Raw genomic sequence first — 17,265 nt, 5'->3', positions numbered from 1 at the left:
CGATGAGCGGCAACGACGCCCGCGCCGGTTCCCGCGCCTTGGCCCGCTCGTTGCTCGATCTGTGCCGCTCGCGCAAGCTCACCATCGCCACCGCCGAATCCTGCACCGGCGGCCTGGTCGCCGGCGCCCTCACCGACATTCCCGGCTCGTCCGACGTGATCGACCGCGGCTTCGTCACCTATTCGAACGAAGCCAAGCACGCCATGCTCGGCGTCGAGACCGCGACGCTCAACACCTTCGGCGCCGTCAGCAAGGAAACCGCCCTGGCGATGGCGGTCGGCGCGCTGGAGAATGCCGACGTCGATCTCGCGGTGTCGATCACCGGCATCGCCGGCCCCGGCGGCGCTGTCCCCGGCAAGCCGGTCGGCCTGGTGCATTTCGCCGTCGCCGCCCGCGACGGCCGCATCATGCACCGAGAGCAGCGCTTCGGCGCGATCGGCCGCAGCAACGTCCGCCAGCGCTCGGTGGTCGAAGCGCTGCGGATGCTGATCGAGGTCGCGCGCGGCCCGAAGCCGGCCGTGAAGGCGAAGCGCGCGCCGGCGATAGACGTCCACAAGCGCGTCGCCCGCACCCCCCGCCGCGCCGCCGCCAGCAAGCGCGTGCCGCCGAAGCGGCCGGTGAAGCCGAAGAAGCCCTGACCGCTCGGTCTTTCGCCGTCATGGCCGGGCTTGTCCCGGCCATCCACGCCTTGCGGCGTTACAAGGCCCAAGACGTGGATGCCCGGCACGAGGCCGGGCATGACGGGTTGATAGGCAATTAGTTACACCCCCGTCATTGCGAGGAGCGAAGCGACGAAGCAATCCAGCGCCGAGCACGGGGCTGGGTTGCTTCGCTTCGCTCGCAATGACGCAGAGGAACTAACTACGCCCGCGACAGCTTCGGCGCGCCGCCATAGACCTGATCGGCGCGGGTCTCGAAGGCGGCGGCGAAGCGGTGGAAGGCGGTGTCGAACATCGCGCCCATCAGCGTCGCCAAAATGCGGCTCTTGAATTCATAGGCGATGAAGAAGCCGACTTCGCTGGCGCGCTCGGTCTTCGCCACGAAGGTCCAGCGGTTTTCCAGATTGCTGAACGGGCCCTGCAGATACTCGACGAGAATCTTGAGATTGGCGCGGTCGAGCGTGACGCGGCTGGTGAAGGTTTCCTGCACCAGTTTGAACGACACCGTCATGTCGGCGATGATCACTTCGGTGCCGTCGTCCTGCGGCGTTCGCTGCCGGACCTTCAGCGCCTTGCACAGCGGCACGAATTGCGGATAGCGCTCGACGTCGGCGACCAGATCGAACATCTGTTCGGCGCTGTGCGGCACGCGGCGTTTGCTGGAAAATTGCGGCATCGTTGCGAACCCGGCGTCTCGAACTCAGCGCGACAGCGCCGCGCGCGCCGCCCGCAGCTTGGCGAAATCGTCGCCGGCGTGATGCGACGAGCGCGTCATCGGGCTCGCCGACACCATCAGGAAGCCTTTGGCATAGGCGGTCTTGGCGTAGCCGCCGAACTCGTCCGGCGTGACGTAGCGCATCACCGCGTGGTGCTTGCGGGTCGGCTGCAGATATTGGCCGATGGTGAGGAAATCGACCTCGGCCGAGCGCAGATCGTCCATCACCTGCAGCACCTCGTGGCGCTCCTCGCCGAGCCCGACCATGATGCCGGACTTCGTGAACAGCGTCGGGTCCAGTTCCTTCACCCGCTGCAGCAGCCGGATCGAATGGAAGTAGCGCGCGCCCGGCCGCACCGACAGGTAGCGCGATGGCACGGTTTCGAGATTGTGGTTGAACACGTCCGGCTTGGCGGCGACGACGACCTCGAGCGCGCCGTCCTTGCGCAAAAAGTCCGGCGTCAGAATTTCGATCGTGGTGGTCGGGCAGGCCTCGCGCACCGCGCGGATCGTCGCGGCGAAATGCGCGGCGCCGCCGTCGGCGAGATCGTCGCGGTCGACCGAGGTGATCACCAGATGCTGCAGGCCGAGTTTTCGCGTCGCTTCGGCCACATAGGCCGGCTCGTTCGGATCGAGCGCGCCGGGCATGCCGGTCTTGACGTTGCAGAACGCGCAGGCCCGGGTGCAGGTGTCCCCCATGATCATGAAGGTGGCGTGCTTCTTGTCCCAGCACTCGCCGATGTTCGGGCAGCCGGCCTCCTCGCACACCGTGACGAGGCCATTCTCCTTGACGATCGAGCGGGTCTCGCCATAGCCGCGGGTGGTCGGCGCGCGGACGCGGATCCAGTCCGGCTTCTTCGGCGACAGCGCATCCGGCCGCGCCGCCTTCTCCGGATGCCGGGGGCGGACGGGGGTGGATGACACCGTATCGACGAGGACGACCATGGGCTGCCTGAAGGTGAGCGAGAACCCTACCTAATCCGACCGCCCCCGTCCCGCAACCCGGGCTGCTTGCGGGCGCTTATCCCTTGGAATAATGCTCGATTTCTCGGCATTCCCGGCGGCGCGCGGCGCTGCCGCCCTCGCGAGCCCTCGGCCCCCATGGTCTCCTCCCGCCTTCCCGCCCCGGCGCCCGGCGCGCTCGGCCCGCTGCTCGGCCGGCGCTTCTTCGCGCGCAGCGTGCACGCCGTCGCGCCGGAGCTGATCGGCGCGACGCTGTTGTTCGACGGCGTCGGCGGCGTCATCGTCGAGGTCGAGGCCTATCACCACACCGACCCGGCGGCGCATTCGTTCGGCGGGCAGACCGCGCGCAACGCCGTGATGTTCGGCCCGCCCGGCTTCGCCTATGTCTATCGCTCCTACGGCATCCATTGGTGCGTCAATGTCGTCTGCGAGGCCGAAGGCTCCGCCAGTGCGGTGCTGATCCGCGCGCTGGCGCCGACGCATGGGGTGGATGCGATGCGCAAGCGGCGCGGCCTCGACGATTTGCGCAGCCTCTGTTCCGGCCCCGGCAAGCTGACGCAAGCGCTCGGCATCAGCATCGCCGCAAATGGCCTGCCGCTCGACGCCCCGCCGTTCGCGATCCATCGCAAGATCGGCGAGCCGGACATCGTCACCGGCCCGCGCATCGGCATCACCAAGGCCGCCGAACTTCCGTGGCGGTTCGGGCTGAAGGGCTCGAAATTCTTGAGCAAGGTCTTTGCCACTCGATAGACTTGCCTATCTTAGCTTGCCTAGGGACTAGTATAAATTCAATCAATAGAGGACATTTATGATTTCAGGCTTTCCGGATGCAGAAAGACTTCAGGCCGCTGTGGACCAATTTGATCAGATAAATCGACGCAAGAGCAATCCCGCTGAGTACATCCACGAGCGCCTTGCGAAAGAGATAGCGTCGTTTCAATCCAGTGGAAGTCGGAATTAACGTTGTGGGTTCCGGAGCAGCCGCTCCATTTCGGCTGAGATCTATGACTACGTCAAACCCCGACATCCTAATTTTCGATGGCGTCGATGATAGGGGCGCAAATGTGCGCCTTCTGCAGCACTATACCCAGACAGCAGTGATGTTGGTGGTCATGCCGAAAGCAAATGATAAGCCATTCCGTATTGGGTTCACCTGATCAACACTGCAGCGCGTAATCGCCGCGGTCTCAATTCGCCGCCGCCCTCGCCCGCCGCAGATGCTCCGGATACCAGGCCGTGAAGATCGCGGTACCGATCAGGATGGCGTAGGAGATCAGCTCGTAGCCGAGCTCCGACAGCGCGAACTGCTGCATCTTGCCGAATGCCAGCACGGCGCTGACGGTGAAGGCCGACGCCCAGACCGCGGTCATCAGCACGTTGACGCGAATGAATTTCGGATCGTTCCACAACGACGGATCGACGTGTTCCTTGGCGTAGTCGAGCGTGAACGGCTTGCCGAGCACGATCGTCAGCCAGGCGCCGAGCGCCAGCGCGCCGTTGGCGAGTACGCCGAGATGGCGCAGCGTCCACGTATCGTGGAAGCCGATCACCGCGATCGTCGCGCCGCTGAAGAACGCCGCGCCGACCCACAGGATGATGCCGCGGTGGAGCCGCAGCACCCCCATCAGAATCGTCAGTGCCAATGCCACCGAGAGCCCGATCTCGACCCGCAGCAGTGTGTCGCGGGCGATGATCAGGAACGACAGCCAGGGGGCGAAGGAGAGCATAATCTTGACGAAGGCGAGCATCGGACCGGTCCTATTGATACCCGATCCTAAGCGATGGTCGCAGTGTCATACTTTGGCGCCGATCAATGGCGCTGCGACGAAGCGCTCGCAAAACGGCCGTCATTGCGAGCGAAGCGAAGCAATCCAGGTCTCACGCACGAAGCTGGATTACTTCGTCGCTTCGCTCCTCGCAATGACGAGATCCGGCTCATTCAAAGCGCTCAGCCGAGGGTGTGACACACCGCCTCGAGGCGATTGCCGTCGGGATCGGCGAGAAACGCCGCGTAGTAGCCGGGGTGGTAGTCGCGCAGTCCCGGCGCGCCCTGATCGGTGCCGCCATGAGCCAGTCCGGCCTGCCAGAACGCATCAACCGCTGCGCGGCTCGCCGCCTTGAAGCACCAGTGCCGGCCATAGGCCGGCTCCGGCCGCTCACCTTTGCGGATCGACAGATAGACCCGCTCCGGATGATCCGGCCGGGCACGCTCGCCATAGCCGAGCCAGTCGCCACGCGCGCCGACCTTGACCACGCCGAGTGCCGCCATGATCGCGTCGTAGAACGGCTCGGCCACCGCGATATCGGCAACGGTGATCGAGACGTGGTCGAGCATCGCGGCTCAGCTCGCGTTCTTGATCCGCAGCAGCGCTTCGAGGATCTTCATCTTGCGGGCGATCGCGGCCTCGCGCTTCTCGCGCTCTTCCTCGACGACTTCTTCGGCGGCGTTGGCGACGAATTTCTCGTTGGCGAGCTTGGCTTCGGCGCGCTTGATATCGGCTTCGGCCTTGCCGAGCTCCTTGTCGAGCCGCGCCTGCTCGGCGGCGAAGTCGATCAGGCCCTTCAGCGGCAACGCAGCGACGTCGCCGCGCACCAGCAGTTGCACCGCGCCCTGCGGCGCGGCGTCGGCGAACGAGATCTCGCCGACCCGGGCCAGCCGCTTGATCACATCGCTCCAGCGCTCGGCGCGGCCGCGCGTGGCGGCGGAGGCGCCGACCAGCACCAGCGGCGTCAGCGTCGCCGGCGTGATGTTCATTTCGGCGCGCACCGAACGCATCGCGCTGACCAGATCGACCACCCAGCCGATCTCGGCCTCGGCGGCATCGTCGGTGAAGTCCGGCACCGCGGTCGGAATGCTGAGCAGCGCCGCCCCGACCATCGGATCGCTCGCCGCCGACGCGGTCATCACCGCGAGCTGATCGTCACTCATCCCGGATTTGCGCGACCACGGCGCCAGCACCAGCAGGCCGTCCCGCGGCGCGGTGACCGCCCACAGCTCCTCGGTGATGAACGGCATGAACGGATGCAGCAGCTTGAGGATCTCGTCGCGCGCCCACGCCACCATCGCGCGGGTTTCGGCCTTGGCCGGACTCTCCTCGCCCATCAAGACAGGCTTGGCGAGTTCGAGATACCAGTCGCAATACACGTTCCAGACGAACCGATAGGCCGCGCCCGCCGCGTCGTTGAAGCGATAGCTCTCGATGGCCTCGGTGACCTCGCGCGTCGCGCGCACGGTCTCGTGCGCGATCCAGCGGTTCAGCGTCTCTTTCGCCGTGGTGTAGTCGAAATCCTTCGGCGCGGCGCAGCCGTTCATCTCGGCGAAGCGGCAGGCGTTCCACAGCTTGGTGGCGAAGTTGCGATAGCCTTCGACGCGGCTCGACGCCAGCTTGATGTCGCGGCCCTGCGCCGCCATCGCCGCCAGCGTGAAACGCAGCGCGTCGGCGCCGTATTGCTCGATCAGGTTGAGCGGATCGATGACGTTGCCTTTCGACTTCGACATCTTGGCGCCCTTCTCGTCGCGGACGAGGGCGTGGATGTAGACCGTCGGGAACGGCACGTCGTTCTTGAAGTGCAGCCCCATCATCATCATCCGGGCGACCCAGAAGAAGATGATGTCGAAGCCGGTGACCAGCACATTGGTCGGATAGTAACGCTCCAGTTCGGGCGTCTCGTCCGGCCAGCCGAGCGTCGAGAACGGCCACAGCGCCGAGGAAAACCAGGTGTCGAGCACATCTTCATCGCGCGTGATGAAGTTTTCGCGCAACGCTGCATCCTGCGTCATCGCATGCGCCTGCTCCGGCGTCAGCACTTCCTGCTCGACGTAATAGCCGAGCGCGTTGCCGACCGCCTCTTCCTCGGTCTCGGCGACGAACACCTTGCCGTCCGGGCCGTACCAGGCCGGGATCTGATGGCCCCACCACAATTGCCGCGAGATGCACCACGGCTGGATGTTCTCCATCCACTCGAAATAGGTCTTCTCCCAGTTCTTCGGCACGAACGTCGTCGCGCCCGAGCGCACCGCGGCGATCGCCGGCTGCGCCATCGTCTTGGCGTCGACGTACCACTGGTCGGTCAGGAAAGGCTCGATCACCACGCCCGAACGGTCGCCATGCGGCACCATGTGGACGTTGGGCTCGATCTTCTCCAGGAAGCCGAAATCGTCGAGCCGCTGCACGATGATTTTTCGCGCGGCGAAGCGGTCCTCGCCGTCGATTTCCTCGGCGAATTCGCGCGCGCCCTCCGGCAGCCCCTCGAGATAGGCGCTGTTGTCGGCGACCGCGATCCGGCCCTCGATATCGAGAACGTTGATCTGCGGCAGATGGTGACGGCGGCCGACCTCGAAATCGTTGAAGTCGTGTGCCGGCGTGATCTTCACCGCGCCCGAACCCTTCTCGGGATCGGAATATTCGTCGGCGACGATCGGAATCCGCCGGCCGACCAGCGGCAGGATGACGTGCTTGCCGATCAGATCGACATAGCGCCCATCCTCCGGATTCACCGCCACCGCGGTGTCGCCGAGCATCGTCTCCGGACGGGTGGTCGCGACGACGATGTAGCTCGACGGATTCTCGGGATCGAAGGGGACTCCTTCGAGCGGATAGCGCAGATGCCAGAGATTGCCCTTGACCTCGATCTGCTGCACTTCGAGATCGGAGATCGCGGTGAGCAGCTTCGGGTCCCAATTGACCAGCCGCTTGTCCTTGTAGATCAGCCCCTGCCGGTGCAGCTCGACGAACACCTTGGCGACCGCGCGGGACAGGCCCTCGTCCATGGTGAAGCGCTCGCGCGACCAGTCGCAGGACGCGCCGAGCCGCTTGAGCTGATTGACGATGACGCCGCCGCTCTCGGCCTTCCACTGCCAGACCCGCTCCAGGAATTTCGCCCGGCCCATTTCGCGGCGGCCCGGCTCCTGGCGCTCCATCAGCTGCCGCTCGACCACCATCTGGGTGGCGATGCCGGCGTGGTCGGTGCCGGGCTGCCACAGCACGTCGCGGCCGCGCATCCGCTCGAACCGGCACAGAATGTCCTGCAGCGTGTTGTTGAGCGCGTGGCCCATATGCAGCGAGCCGGTGACGTTCGGCGGCGGGATCACGATCGAATAGGGCTCGGCGTCGCGGCGGTCGGCGCGGCCGGCCTTGAACGCCTCGGCGTCTTCCCAGGCGCGCGCGATGCGGCCTTCGATCTCGGCGGGCTGGTAGGTTTTCTCGATCATGGCCATGCAATCAAAAAAGGCGCGTTGCCGGGCGGCGACGCGCGCATCCGTTCGAGGGCTAGAAACCTTCCAGCGCGCCGCAAGTCAACGCCGCAAGTCGATCATGACGGGCCGGCGGTCGAGCCGGCCTCCTCCGGCCGCGCCCGGGACGCCCTCGCCGGGGCTAGCGGCCGCGCGAGACCCGCTCGATTTCCTGGCGCACGATCCGTTCGACCAGGGTCGGCAGATTGTCGTCGAGCCACGACTTCAGCATCGGCCGCAGCATCTCCTTGACGAGATCCTCGAGGGTGCGGGCGTTGTTGCTCAGCACCGTGTTGGCGAGCGAGTTGAACGCGGATTCCACAGCGGAGACGGTGGCGCGCGACATGATCGGCGCCTGCGGCGGCTCCTCGGACCAGGATGAGGTCGAGGGCTGATAGGCGGGCTCCGCCATCGCCGGCTTCGGCTCAGGGGCAGCCGGCCTGGGCGCCGCGGCCTCGGCGAATTCGAGATCGTCTTCGACCGGCTTGCGGTAGGACGCCTGCGGCAGCGGAGTCGGGGTCGGCGGAGCCGGCTCGGGCTCCGGCTCCGGCAGCGCCATTTCGTCGGTCAGTTCGAGCACGTCGCCATCGGGCTGCGGCGGCCGCACCTCTTCCTCGGTGGTCGAGGCATCGAGCCCCGCCAGCAGCGCGTCGATGTCGTCCTGGTTGTTGCTGGCCTCGGCCGCTGCCGGTGCGGGCGGCGGCGCAGGGGCAGGCGCCGGCTGCGGCGGCGCGGCGGGCTTGGGGGCTGCGGCCTGCGGGGCCGGGCTCGGGGCTGGCGGAGGTGGGGTCATGGCCGCGGGCTTGCTCGGCGTTGGAACCGGTTTCGGCGGTTCCGGCTTCGGGGCGGCGGCGACCGGCGGTTTGGCCACGTTCGCGGGCTTGGCTTCGTCATCCGCGATGATACGACGGATCGACGCCAGAATCTCCTCCATGGAAGGCTCTTGGGCCCTTGCAGGCTGCGTCATCTCCGACTCCACATCATCACGCCCTCGTCGGCGTTGTACACCAAAGCTCTGCAGGATGGCCCGGTTCCGGATCGGTTCGGCCGACTTTCATCGGCGAACGCCTGACTTGTCCCCAGCTCAAGTCCCGCGCGATCCAACGCGGGCGCGTTGCGCATCGCGAGGCGCAGCACCGCAACGCGCGCACCCGTCGCCGACACGAATCGCCCCGACCGCACGGACTACGCTACGGCACGCTACGAATTGATTGCAAGCAAGCGGAGGATAAGCGCGCCGATACGGCGTGCCCGCCGAAGGTGAGATCAGCGACCGTCGGGCGTGCGAACGCCGATCCAGGAATCGCGGACCTGCTGATAGTGGACGGTCGGATCGTAGACATCGGTCTTCAGGCCGAGCACCTGCGGCGTCAGCCGACCGATCGCGCTCAGCACCGAATAGGACGCCACCACGCGATCGTGCTGTGCGGTCACCAGCGACACCCGCGCATTGACCAGCGCCTGCTGTGCGTTGAGGACGTCGAGCGTGGTGCGCTGCCCGGCCCGCGCCTCTTCGCGCACGCCGTTGAGCGCGATTTCCGACGCCTTGACCTGGGACTGTGCCGAGGCGACCTGCGCCCGGCCCGCCTGCAACTGCCCCCACGCCTGCACGATGGTGGCGCGGGTCTGGTCGCGAACCTGCTCGAGGTTCAGTCGCTGCTGCGCCAGCGATTCCTTCGATTGCCGGATCAGCGAGTATTCGGCGCCGCCCTGATAGATCGGCACCGAGACCTGGGCCAAAGCCGACGCGGTGAACTGACGCGGCGTCGTGATCGACTGCTCGTAACCCTGCTGGGCGTTGGCCTGCAGCGTCACCGTCGGGAACAGCGCGCCCTCGTTGATCCTGACGTTGAGGAAGCTGACGTCGATGCCGAACATTGCGGCGGTGACGTTTGGATTCTGGGTCAGACCGAGTTCGACAGCCTGCGCCAGCGTCGCCGGCAGGAAGCGATCGACCGGCGAGCCCGGCGCGAGCCCGGACGGCTCACTGCCGATGATGCGACGGTAGTTCGCGCGGGTGGTGGTGAGGTTGGATTCGGCGGTGAGCAACTGGGTGTTGCCGGCCGCGAGCTGCGCCTGCGACTGCGCCACGTCGGTGCGGGTCACCTCGCCGACATTGAAGCGGTCGTTGGTCTGTTTCAGGGTCTGGTCGAGCACGCGAACGTTGGACTTCTGCACCTCGACGGTCGCCGCGTCGCGCAGATAGTCCATGTAGATGGTCGCGGCCGACAGCAGCACCGATTGTTCCAGAACGCGCAGGCCCTCGCGCGCCGACGACACCTGGCTCTCGGCGGCCCGGGTCCTGTTGGCGGTCTGGTTGCCGTTGAACAGCGTCTGCGAGACCGTGGCCCCGAACGCCCGCGGATAGTTGCTGCCGCTCAGATGAAAGCTGTTGCCGGCGACGATCGAATTGACGTCGGTATATTGATAGCCGCCGCTCGCGGTGATCGAGACCTTCGGTCGATAGCCCGACAGCGCCTGCGGCACCGATTCGTCAGTCGATCGCACCGAAGCGCGCTGCGCATTGAGCTGGGGATTATTCTGATAGGCGCGAATCAGCGCGGCCTCGATCGTCTCCGCGAGGACGGGAGTCGGCCCCAGACACGCCAGAAAGATGCCGGCCGTCACGAGACCGGAAAACCGCTTCACCCCATCCATCCCTGGCAATCCAATCCTGCAGTTCATTTACCACCGGAGCAGCGCCCCTGCGGATCGCGCACAACATTTCGGCTCGCGCGCGTCCCACCAGACATTAAGGCACCGAACGATGCGAAGGAACCCCCGCGGCTTCCCGCAGAATGAAACTTATGCATTGGGGCATCCGTGCCACACTTCTGATTTGCAACGGGAAATCGCCCGCTCGCGCTAGAAGGTAAAGGCCGGAGCCCGGCGCAGGCCGGGCAATATCGGAACCGAGGTGTCGAACAGCACCCGGGAGCCGAAATCGCAATGCGACCGGGTGATCACGATGGCCCGCTGCGGCCGGCTGGTGGCGAACACCCCGACCAGACGGCCGCCCATTTTGAGCTGGTCGTAGAGTTTGGTCGGCTCGATCTCGGTGGCGCCGTTGAGGATGATGGCGTCGAACGGCGCCTCAGCCGGGGCCCCCTCGCCGCACGGCGCGACGCGGACCGTCACGTTGCCGAGACCGAGCGCGGCAAGCGTCGCTTTCGCCTGCGCCGCCATCGCTTCGTCATCGACAGTGGTGACCACCCGAGCGGCCAGCTTGGCCACCAGCGCGGCGACGTAGCCGGTGGCGCCGCCGACGACCAGGACATGGTCGTCATGGCCGATCTCGGCGGATTGCAGCAGCCGCGCGGTCACCGTCGGATTGAGCAGAACGTGGTGGAAGTCGCCACCGGTTCCGTCGAGATCGATGTCCTGGTCGAGATAGGCCAGCGACTTCTGCGCATCCGGGACGAACACTTCACGCGGAACCAGCCGCATCGCGTCGATGATTCGCCAGTCCGTCACGCTGTGCGGCCGGATCTGACCGTCGACCATGTTCAGGCGTGCGCGCGCGAAGTCCGACATCGGTGTTCCCTGCAGAAGTGAAGCCGCGTCATCCATGATGCAACGCAGTCGAAAACGCAATAATCCGCAAACCCCGCAAAAAGCCGGGCCGGCATCCCTTTTCATCGTCCCGGCAAACACCAGATCAAGGCTGAAGCGGCTCCCGCCTGCGGCGGCGTCACTCCAACGTCACGACATGTGGATTTCCGCTTTCCATTGCCGAACGGCTTTGTTATACGCTGCCCCGCGAAGTTCGCTTCGGCTCGTTCCCTGGTAGCTCAGTGGTAGAGCAACCGGCTGTTAACCGGTTGGTCGCTGGTTCGAATCCGGCCCGGGGAGCCAACATCTTTTTCGCACATCGCTGACCTTGGTGGCTGTCGGTCGGCGATGTCGATCGGCGGCGGGACGGTGTGCGGTCCCAATTCATTCGAATTCACCGAACAGCCGCCGGACAGAGTGAGCGCGCGACGATGCGCCTGTCCGAACGCCGAGATGCCCCCCCTCCCTCGAGTCGCATACGCCGTGGTCACGGCGGGCCGTTCCCTCACGCCGCTTTGAATCTGCCCTGTTGCATCGCAGGAACCTCTCTCCCTGCATCACGTTGCGTCGCTATCGGGATCGACGTGATCAAGATCATCAACAGGAGACCCTCCCATGTTTCGATCAATCGCTTTTGCCGCTGCTGCAGCGACCGTTGCGCTGGCCATCGCCACCCCCGCCTCGGCGCAGCGCGCCGCGCAATATCCGGGCGCCTGCTCACAGATGTATCCGAACGCCGACTGCCGCGGCTACAACATGAACAGCCCGTACAACGGCACTTACCAGGCACGTCGTGACTATCGCGACAGCAATGCGTTCTGGCCCGGCAACGTCGCGGCCGGCGTGGTCGGCGGCGCGATCGGCGCGGCCGGCGCGATCGCCACCGCGCCGTTCCAGACCGGCTATCAGCAGGATTACGGATGGAACGGCGGCGTGACCGAGGCCTACGCCCGGCGCAACGGCTTCGTCTGCATGCCCGGCACCACCTTCCGCGGCGAGGACGGCCGGATGCATCTCTGCCAGTAAGCGGCACGCAAATGCGCTGAGCGAAAGCCGTCCCTCGCGGGGCGGCTTTTTGCTGCGCGCACCGGGCTCACACGCAATGGTACTGGCCACAGCGAGACCTTCCGAGCTATTGCCCAATACGGCACCGCTCTCAGGCACCCCAACCGTAAGGCGATACTATACGCGGACTCGTACGCGTTCTCTGATTCTTGCATAGAGAGGTATGTCTGCCACCGATCGCATTTCGACAGCAACTGCAAAATTCTGATCCTCGGACGACCAACCGCTCTCACAACGAACGACGAGGTAGTAGCTATCACCATACTTACCGACATTCCGGTGCATCGCAAACGTGGCGCACTGCAGCGTTCCACGCTCCCTACGCTGGGCTCCGGGTTTCAAGTCGCACTTGTGAACTCCATCAAAACTGAATGGCTCTCCCTCGTTGGCCTCCCATTTGCGGAACGCCGCGAAGACCTGTTCTGCGCTCGCACCACGAATAAGATGAAATCCCATTTTGATGCCAGCGTAGTCAAAACGAGTATGGCGGACGGGCGGATCAAAGCTAAGGGAAACGCGTATCTGCCGTGCCCCTTTCTGCTGAAAAACCGCAGGGATTGGAATTTCATACACGGCGAATTTATCCCCGGCCAAGGAGTCCTCCGCGTAGAGGATTACGCGGTTGTCTTCCGATACAAGCGCTCGGCCTACGTCCGCGACGCCGTAACCGAGCACGTTGAACGCTGCGTCCGCGTCATCGCCCAAGCATGCAAGCGCTGCTTCGGGCTGCTCCGCGCTTAGACCTAACAATGCGCGAACCAAGTTGGCCGAAGCATCTGGGAAACTCCCAAGAATAAGCCCCGCCTTGTGCGCGACCAAAGGCGCAGCAAATGACGTTCCTGAATGAAACTTCAATAACTGCTGAAGATATTGGTTGTGAGTTGACAGAATGCCAGCATTCGCTCGGTTTGAGCCGCTTTGGAGGCTCTGCGTCGGGCCATCAAAAACCGCAGTCCCGCCGAAGTCAACAAGGTCAGGCTTCATGACCTGATTTGCTCCTGGGCCGATGCGCGTAAACGGAGATGGTTGCGCGATCCCGGCAATTGGTCGAACACCTACATTGTCGGCATCTACTGGGGAAAGGCCGTTCGAGTGCGCTATTGAACCAACTGTCAAAACATTAACAGCACTAGCTGGCTCCAAAATGCGATTAGATTCTCTCAGCAAAAAACGCGGGTACTCGGCAACAATGCCATCGCCAAGCGCGGTCAGTTCTGCCGAGGAGGCATTTCCGGCAGACACAATCACCACGACATCGAGTTCACGCGCCAAGAAATCGAGTACGGCAGCCCATGCACTAGGCTTTGCTCCAACCGGACGCTTGATATCACCCAACGATATGTTGATGACACGGCAACCGTAATCATCATGCAGACGGCGTATTGCGTTGTCCATTTGGGTCGGAACAAGTTGATCATCATCGAAGCGCCCTGCGGCGTTAACAACACGAGCGCTAGCTATTCGAAACTTTGCTTCAAAAGGCGGGGCCGCTAATTGTTGACGGAGGTCCCCGTAAGCCGCAATGCCGGAGACTGGGGTACCGTGCCCCTTTTCATCGCTGTCTCCTAGGGCGGCGGGCTGTCCGAAAGCAACGACTACGGAGCCTATCAGATATGGGTGTGCCGACGTGAGACCACTATCGACGATTCCAATAGTTATGGCGTCGGCGGCAGCGGCAACAGAATCCGGCATAGTGCCTACGGTAAGCTCGCTCGCCGCTAGCTCGGGCCAGTCGGGCGTTGGCGGCCGATCAACTGCGCGGACTTCTGGTAGCTCCAGTATTGCGCGAATAGCTTCCCCGGCACCCTCAATGCGCATGAGCAAGGCGGAGCTACCCCGGTACGTGCTGACGACCGTTCCATCATGTTCTCGGAGTGACGTGGTCACCCGGTGAACGAACAGGTCAGCGTTAAAGTCAGCCACGGGCCAGAGCTCAACGTCGAGCCTTTCGCGATTGTCGGTAAATGATGCGGGAGAAACGAAGCCCTCCGACTGAAGTACCGTCCCGATACGGTCCTCGGCTGCTAGGTCGCCCACAGATTCTATTGCTTCAATTAATCCAGCATGCGGCTGACCCTTTTGGCCTTCTGGCTTCTCCCCGTTATACGCTTCGACCTTTTGTTTGAACGCAGTAAGCTCGGAGTCGTCGGCAAAGAGAATAATCGTCCTGTCCGGCTCAATGGCCAGGACCGTGAGGTCGAGCCTTGCCCAGTCTTCTTCACTCACAATACCCGTCGTTACCACCTTAAGAATAAGGGCGGGGTCTATGTCTCCAATCTTTGGCCGCGCCTTGTGCCGATCAACTGCATCAATCACTTCAGCTTGGATTTTCGCACCGTGAGCGCTGGGCTCTCTGCCGGAGGGTTTTCCGAAACCATGCTTTCTACGGTCCATCTCCCCGACGAGGCGTTGCAATGAAAGGTGCTCGTATGTGGCCATCTTGTTTGCAATCGATGATGCGAACTAGTGCGGGTGCAGTCTAGCTCTTACTTCTTTACGGCGCTGCGCTTCTCGCATAGCGAAATCAAAGTCAGATTCGATGAGTGTCTTGGAGCGCTTTAGAATCGAACGTTTGATAGCATTGTCACATACGCGCTCAACGTCAGCATAGGACATGCCTTGAAGGTCCGCGACTTTGTCTGCAATCGAAAAGGGAGCAGGAAAATTTTTGAGCTTAAGTTCGCACAACTTTCTTATTTCGCGCTGTGATGGAAGGTCGAAAATAATGACTTCGTCGAACCGTCGCCAGATTGCTGCGTCTAGAGATTCTTCGAGATTGGTGGCAGCAATGAGAAATCCTCTGCCCTTGAATCGATCAATAAGCATGAGCAGACTGTTGACTACCCGCCGCAATTCATTGTGCTCGGAACCATCCGCTCTCGCACGGGCCAACGCGTCAAATTCGTCAAGAAAGAGCACGCAGGGCTGATCAGCTGCGCTTTCGAACACCTTTCGTATATTGGTCGCGGTTTCTCCTAAAAATGACGAGATGATTGCATCAAGTCGAGCAACGACGAGCGGAAGCCCAAGCTCGCGTGCAAAAACTTCAGCTGTTAGTGTTTTCCCGCAACCCGGGGGCCCACAGAAGAGCAATTTCGATCTGATCTCCAAACCATGGCGGCGCAACAAGTCCGCGCCACGAAACTCTTCCATCAAACCGAGAAAAGTTTGGACATTGCGTGTTGAAAGAATCAGTTCGTCTCGAGAACGCCTTGGGACCACCACTTCGACTAAACTGGAATACGAACTATCTTTCGGCAGCTTAAGCGTTATTAGAGGCAATCCCGGCTCAATGGCCGTGATGGGTTTTCGTCGGGGGGACCTCATGGCCGACCTTCTGGTGTCGCCATATCGCGACCCAACCCGAATCCTAGGCTGCAATCGTCCGCCATCACAAGTCTAAGGTGTCTCATAGCCCGCCAAAATCTTCTCAGGAAAGGAATCCCTTTTGCCGATGTCGACCGCCGAAGGCAATTGCGGGGGCTCCCCTCCGATTCCAAGAGAAATTACAGGATATTGCGGAGCTCTGCATCCATTTGATGACCGTAGAGCGTCCGTGGGGGCGTCGTCGCAAATCGTAACAGATCGAGGGCGCAACGAGTGGTGGAACAATCCATACCCCATCTGGGCGCCGACGCACACCGGACCATCGGCATCGACAGCGCGACCAGCGGCCGAGCTAAAACCGGAGATCGATAAAATTCGAACGATCGGTTCAACCTGAACCCAAAACGTGTTCGGCACAGTGCGGCTCGACAGGAGCCGACCATGAGTGAAGCCGAATACGCCCGCCTGCTGGACGACGTCAGCCACGCTTTCGCCGAAGGCGACCAGGACAATGCCCGCGTGGCAGGCCAGGTGACGTCGATGCGCCGCGCCGCCAACGACAATCAGATCGAATGGCCGCTGATCCCGTTCCCGTCCGGCTGGCACGCGTCCTGAAACACGGCGACGCGTCCGACCAGGCGACTGGTTCTCACCTGCCCGTTCCGACCGGCCGATCTCGCTGAATTTGGCTGGGATGGTTGGAGGCCACGTCGGGAATCGAACCCGAGTAAACGGTTTTGCAGACCGGCGCGTAACCACTCCGCCACGTGGCCCCAACGGCCGACTTCTATAGGCCCGGAGCCGGAGAGGCAACAGCCTCGCTCCAGACCGTTGCGACGGGGCGGCCGCGCCCGCATCTCCTGCCGTCACGGCGCGCTGTCGTTCGCGCCGCGCTATTTCAGCACGATCCAGGCCGGCGCATGGTCGCTGGCGTCCGGCATGCCGCGAATCGCACGGTCGACGCCGCCGCGCGCCAGCCGCTGCGCGCTGGCCGGGTCGAGCAGCAGATGATCGATCCGCAGTCCGGCGTCGCGCTCGAACCGGTTTCGCCAGTAGCTCCAGAAGGTGTACGGCGCCTGCTCGGGATGCAGCGCACGCAGCGCGTCGGTCCAGCCCTGCTTCAGCAATGCAGCGAACAGCGCCCGCGGCTCCGGCTGCACCAGCGCGTCCTTGTCCCAAGACCGGGTCGGGTAGATGTCGGCCGGCGTCGGCACCACGTTGAAGTCGCCGGCCAGCACCACCGGTACGCCGCTGTTCAGCAGCTTGGCCGCATGCCGGTTCAGCCGCTTCATCCAGGCGAGCTTGGCGTCGAATTTCGGCCCGGGCTGTGGATTGCCGTTCGGCGCGTACAGGCAGCCGACGATGATCCCGGCGACGGCAGCTTCCAGATAGCGGCTCTGGAGATCTTTGGCGGAGCCCGGCAAGGCCCGGCGGGTGACCACGATCTCGGCGCGCTTGCGGGCCAGAATCGCGACGCCGTTCCAGCTCTTCTGTCCGACCCAGGCGGCGGAGTAGCCCGCCTTGCGCAGCGCCGCGTCCGGGAAGTCGTCCTGCGCAGCCTTCAGCTCCTGCAGGCAGACGATGTCGGGCTTCGCCGCCTTCAGCCAGCCGAGCAGCACCGGCAGCCGCTTGTTGACGTTGTTGACGTTGAAGGTGGCGATCTTCACCGGCATCTCCTCGCAAGCATCCCTGCGCAGGCGGGAACGCCGACGCCCGGCTGCGGTTGCTTTGCTGTCAACGCAGGAGGCCAC

The 17,265-nt window shown here is 63.6% G+C and carries 15 protein-coding genes and 2 tRNA genes; 5 read left to right on the top strand and 12 right to left on the bottom strand.

Going from position 1 to position 17,265, the window contains the following annotated elements; translation table 11 throughout:
* The first annotated feature begins 2 nt into the window (after nucleotides 1-2).
* Nucleotides 3-638: a CinA family protein gene (locus SR870_RS05290; RefSeq protein ID WP_322516980.1), complete on the top strand. Its 636-nt coding sequence runs from the start codon at nucleotides 3-5 to the stop codon at nucleotides 636-638.
* 223 nt (nucleotides 639-861) lie between these two features.
* On the opposite strand, the gene SR870_RS05285 is transcribed toward SR870_RS05290, so the two are convergent.
* Both SR870_RS05285 and lipA read right to left on the bottom strand, forming a co-directional pair.
* Entirely contained in the window at nucleotides 862-1,335 is a 474-nt protein-coding gene (locus SR870_RS05285; protein ID WP_322516979.1) for a type II toxin-antitoxin system RatA family toxin, read from the bottom strand.
* Nucleotides 1,336-1,359: 24 nt separating this feature from the next.
* Nucleotides 1,360-2,319 carry a lipoyl synthase gene (gene lipA, locus SR870_RS05280; RefSeq protein WP_322516978.1) on the bottom strand — a complete coding sequence of 320 codons (960 nt, stop codon included), beginning with the start codon at nucleotides 2,317-2,319 and terminating at the stop codon, nucleotides 1,360-1,362.
* Nucleotides 2,320-2,475: 156 nt separating this feature from the next.
* Between lipA and SR870_RS05275 the strand changes: the two genes are divergently transcribed.
* Nucleotides 2,476-3,087 carry a DNA-3-methyladenine glycosylase gene (locus SR870_RS05275; RefSeq protein WP_322516977.1) on the top strand — a complete coding sequence of 204 codons (612 nt, stop codon included), beginning with the start codon at nucleotides 2,476-2,478 and terminating at the stop codon, nucleotides 3,085-3,087.
* Between the two features lie 437 nt (nucleotides 3,088-3,524).
* Here SR870_RS05275 and SR870_RS05270 read toward each other — a convergent pair whose 3' ends face one another.
* The 6 genes from SR870_RS05270 to SR870_RS05245 form a co-directional block, all read right to left on the bottom strand.
* A complete protein-coding gene (locus SR870_RS05270; RefSeq protein WP_322516976.1) occupies nucleotides 3,525-4,085 on the bottom strand; it encodes a hypothetical protein in 561 nt (186 codons plus the stop codon).
* Between the two features lie 200 nt (nucleotides 4,086-4,285).
* Nucleotides 4,286-4,672, bottom strand: coding sequence for a VOC family protein (locus tag SR870_RS05265; RefSeq protein ID WP_322516975.1), 387 nt, complete (start codon nucleotides 4,670-4,672; stop codon nucleotides 4,286-4,288).
* A gap of 6 nt (nucleotides 4,673-4,678) precedes the next feature.
* Nucleotides 4,679-7,549: a valine--tRNA ligase gene (locus SR870_RS05260; protein ID WP_322516974.1), complete on the bottom strand. Its 2,871-nt coding sequence runs from the start codon at nucleotides 7,547-7,549 to the stop codon at nucleotides 4,679-4,681.
* Nucleotides 7,550-7,712: 163 nt separating this feature from the next.
* Nucleotides 7,713-8,537, bottom strand: coding sequence for a DUF2497 domain-containing protein (locus SR870_RS05255; protein WP_322516973.1), 825 nt, complete (start codon nucleotides 8,535-8,537; stop codon nucleotides 7,713-7,715).
* A gap of 299 nt (nucleotides 8,538-8,836) precedes the next feature.
* Complete coding sequence (locus tag SR870_RS05250) at nucleotides 8,837-10,228, bottom strand: TolC family outer membrane protein (protein ID WP_322516972.1); 1,392 nt, start codon at nucleotides 10,226-10,228, stop codon at nucleotides 8,837-8,839.
* Nucleotides 10,229-10,435: 207 nt separating this feature from the next.
* Entirely contained in the window at nucleotides 10,436-11,104 is a 669-nt protein-coding gene (locus tag SR870_RS05245; RefSeq protein WP_322518202.1) for a protein-L-isoaspartate O-methyltransferase, read from the bottom strand.
* A 246-nt stretch (nucleotides 11,105-11,350) separates the two neighbouring features.
* On the opposite strand from SR870_RS05245, the gene SR870_RS05240 reads away from it, so the two are divergent.
* Together SR870_RS05240 and SR870_RS05235 are read left to right on the top strand one after the other, a co-directional pair.
* Nucleotides 11,351-11,425: transfer RNA gene (locus tag SR870_RS05240), tRNA-Asn, on the top strand.
* A gap of 312 nt (nucleotides 11,426-11,737) precedes the next feature.
* Entirely contained in the window at nucleotides 11,738-12,148 is a 411-nt protein-coding gene (locus tag SR870_RS05235) for a hypothetical protein (protein WP_322516971.1), read from the top strand.
* A gap of 156 nt (nucleotides 12,149-12,304) precedes the next feature.
* On the opposite strand, the gene SR870_RS05230 is transcribed toward SR870_RS05235, so the two are convergent.
* Nucleotides 12,305-14,626 carry a S8 family peptidase gene (locus SR870_RS05230; RefSeq protein ID WP_322516970.1) on the bottom strand — a complete coding sequence of 774 codons (2,322 nt, stop codon included), beginning with the start codon at nucleotides 14,624-14,626 and terminating at the stop codon, nucleotides 12,305-12,307.
* A 24-nt stretch (nucleotides 14,627-14,650) separates the two neighbouring features.
* The gene (locus SR870_RS05225; protein ID WP_322516969.1) at nucleotides 14,651-15,514 is read right to left on the bottom strand and encodes an ATP-binding protein; all 864 of its coding nucleotides are present in this window, start codon (nucleotides 15,512-15,514) and stop codon (nucleotides 14,651-14,653) included.
* A 441-nt stretch (nucleotides 15,515-15,955) separates the two neighbouring features.
* Here SR870_RS05225 and SR870_RS05220 point away from each other — a divergent pair, with 441 nt between their 5' ends.
* Complete coding sequence (locus SR870_RS05220; protein WP_322516968.1) at nucleotides 15,956-16,129, top strand: hypothetical protein; 174 nt, start codon at nucleotides 15,956-15,958, stop codon at nucleotides 16,127-16,129.
* 84 nt (nucleotides 16,130-16,213) lie between these two features.
* Here the strand turns inward: SR870_RS05220 and SR870_RS05215 are convergent.
* Nucleotides 16,214-16,287 (bottom strand) — tRNA-Cys (locus tag SR870_RS05215).
* A gap of 120 nt (nucleotides 16,288-16,407) precedes the next feature.
* Nucleotides 16,408-17,181: an exodeoxyribonuclease III gene (locus tag SR870_RS05210; RefSeq protein WP_322516967.1), complete on the bottom strand. Its 774-nt coding sequence runs from the start codon at nucleotides 17,179-17,181 to the stop codon at nucleotides 16,408-16,410.
* Nucleotides 17,182-17,265: the final 84 nt, after the last annotated feature.

This window comes from Rhodopseudomonas palustris, assembly GCF_034479375.1.
Lineage (GTDB): Bacteria > Pseudomonadota > Alphaproteobacteria > Rhizobiales > Xanthobacteraceae > Rhodopseudomonas > Rhodopseudomonas palustris_M.
This window is presented reverse-complemented; position numbering and strand designations above follow the sequence as displayed.

What these genes read in the sequence shown, in the direction of transcription:
- SR870_RS05290 (WP_322516980.1), top strand. Translation starts at nt 3, where the DNA reads ATGAGCGGCAACGACGCCCGCGCCGGTTCCCGCGCCTTGGCCCGCTCG.
- SR870_RS05285 (WP_322516979.1), bottom strand. Translation starts at nt 1,335, where the DNA reads ATGCCGCAATTTTCCAGCAAACGCCGCGTGCCGCACAGCGCCGAACAG.
- lipA (WP_322516978.1), bottom strand. Translation starts at nt 2,319, where the DNA reads ATGGTCGTCCTCGTCGATACGGTGTCATCCACCCCCGTCCGCCCCCGG.
- SR870_RS05275 (WP_322516977.1), top strand. Translation starts at nt 2,476, where the DNA reads ATGGTCTCCTCCCGCCTTCCCGCCCCGGCGCCCGGCGCGCTCGGCCCG.
- SR870_RS05270 (WP_322516976.1), bottom strand. Translation starts at nt 4,085, where the DNA reads ATGCTCGCCTTCGTCAAGATTATGCTCTCCTTCGCCCCCTGGCTGTCG.
- SR870_RS05265 (WP_322516975.1), bottom strand. Translation starts at nt 4,672, where the DNA reads ATGCTCGACCACGTCTCGATCACCGTTGCCGATATCGCGGTGGCCGAG.
- SR870_RS05260 (WP_322516974.1), bottom strand. Translation starts at nt 7,549, where the DNA reads ATGATCGAGAAAACCTACCAGCCCGCCGAGATCGAAGGCCGCATCGCG.
- SR870_RS05255 (WP_322516973.1), bottom strand. Translation starts at nt 8,537, where the DNA reads ATGACGCAGCCTGCAAGGGCCCAAGAGCCTTCCATGGAGGAGATTCTG.
- SR870_RS05250 (WP_322516972.1), bottom strand. Translation starts at nt 10,228, where the DNA reads ATGGATGGGGTGAAGCGGTTTTCCGGTCTCGTGACGGCCGGCATCTTT.
- SR870_RS05245 (WP_322518202.1), bottom strand. Translation starts at nt 11,104, where the DNA reads ATGTCGGACTTCGCGCGCGCACGCCTGAACATGGTCGACGGTCAGATC.
- SR870_RS05235 (WP_322516971.1), top strand. Translation starts at nt 11,738, where the DNA reads ATGTTTCGATCAATCGCTTTTGCCGCTGCTGCAGCGACCGTTGCGCTG.
- SR870_RS05230 (WP_322516970.1), bottom strand. Translation starts at nt 14,626, where the DNA reads ATGGCCACATACGAGCACCTTTCATTGCAACGCCTCGTCGGGGAGATG.
- SR870_RS05225 (WP_322516969.1), bottom strand. Translation starts at nt 15,514, where the DNA reads ATGAGGTCCCCCCGACGAAAACCCATCACGGCCATTGAGCCGGGATTG.
- SR870_RS05220 (WP_322516968.1), top strand. Translation starts at nt 15,956, where the DNA reads ATGAGTGAAGCCGAATACGCCCGCCTGCTGGACGACGTCAGCCACGCT.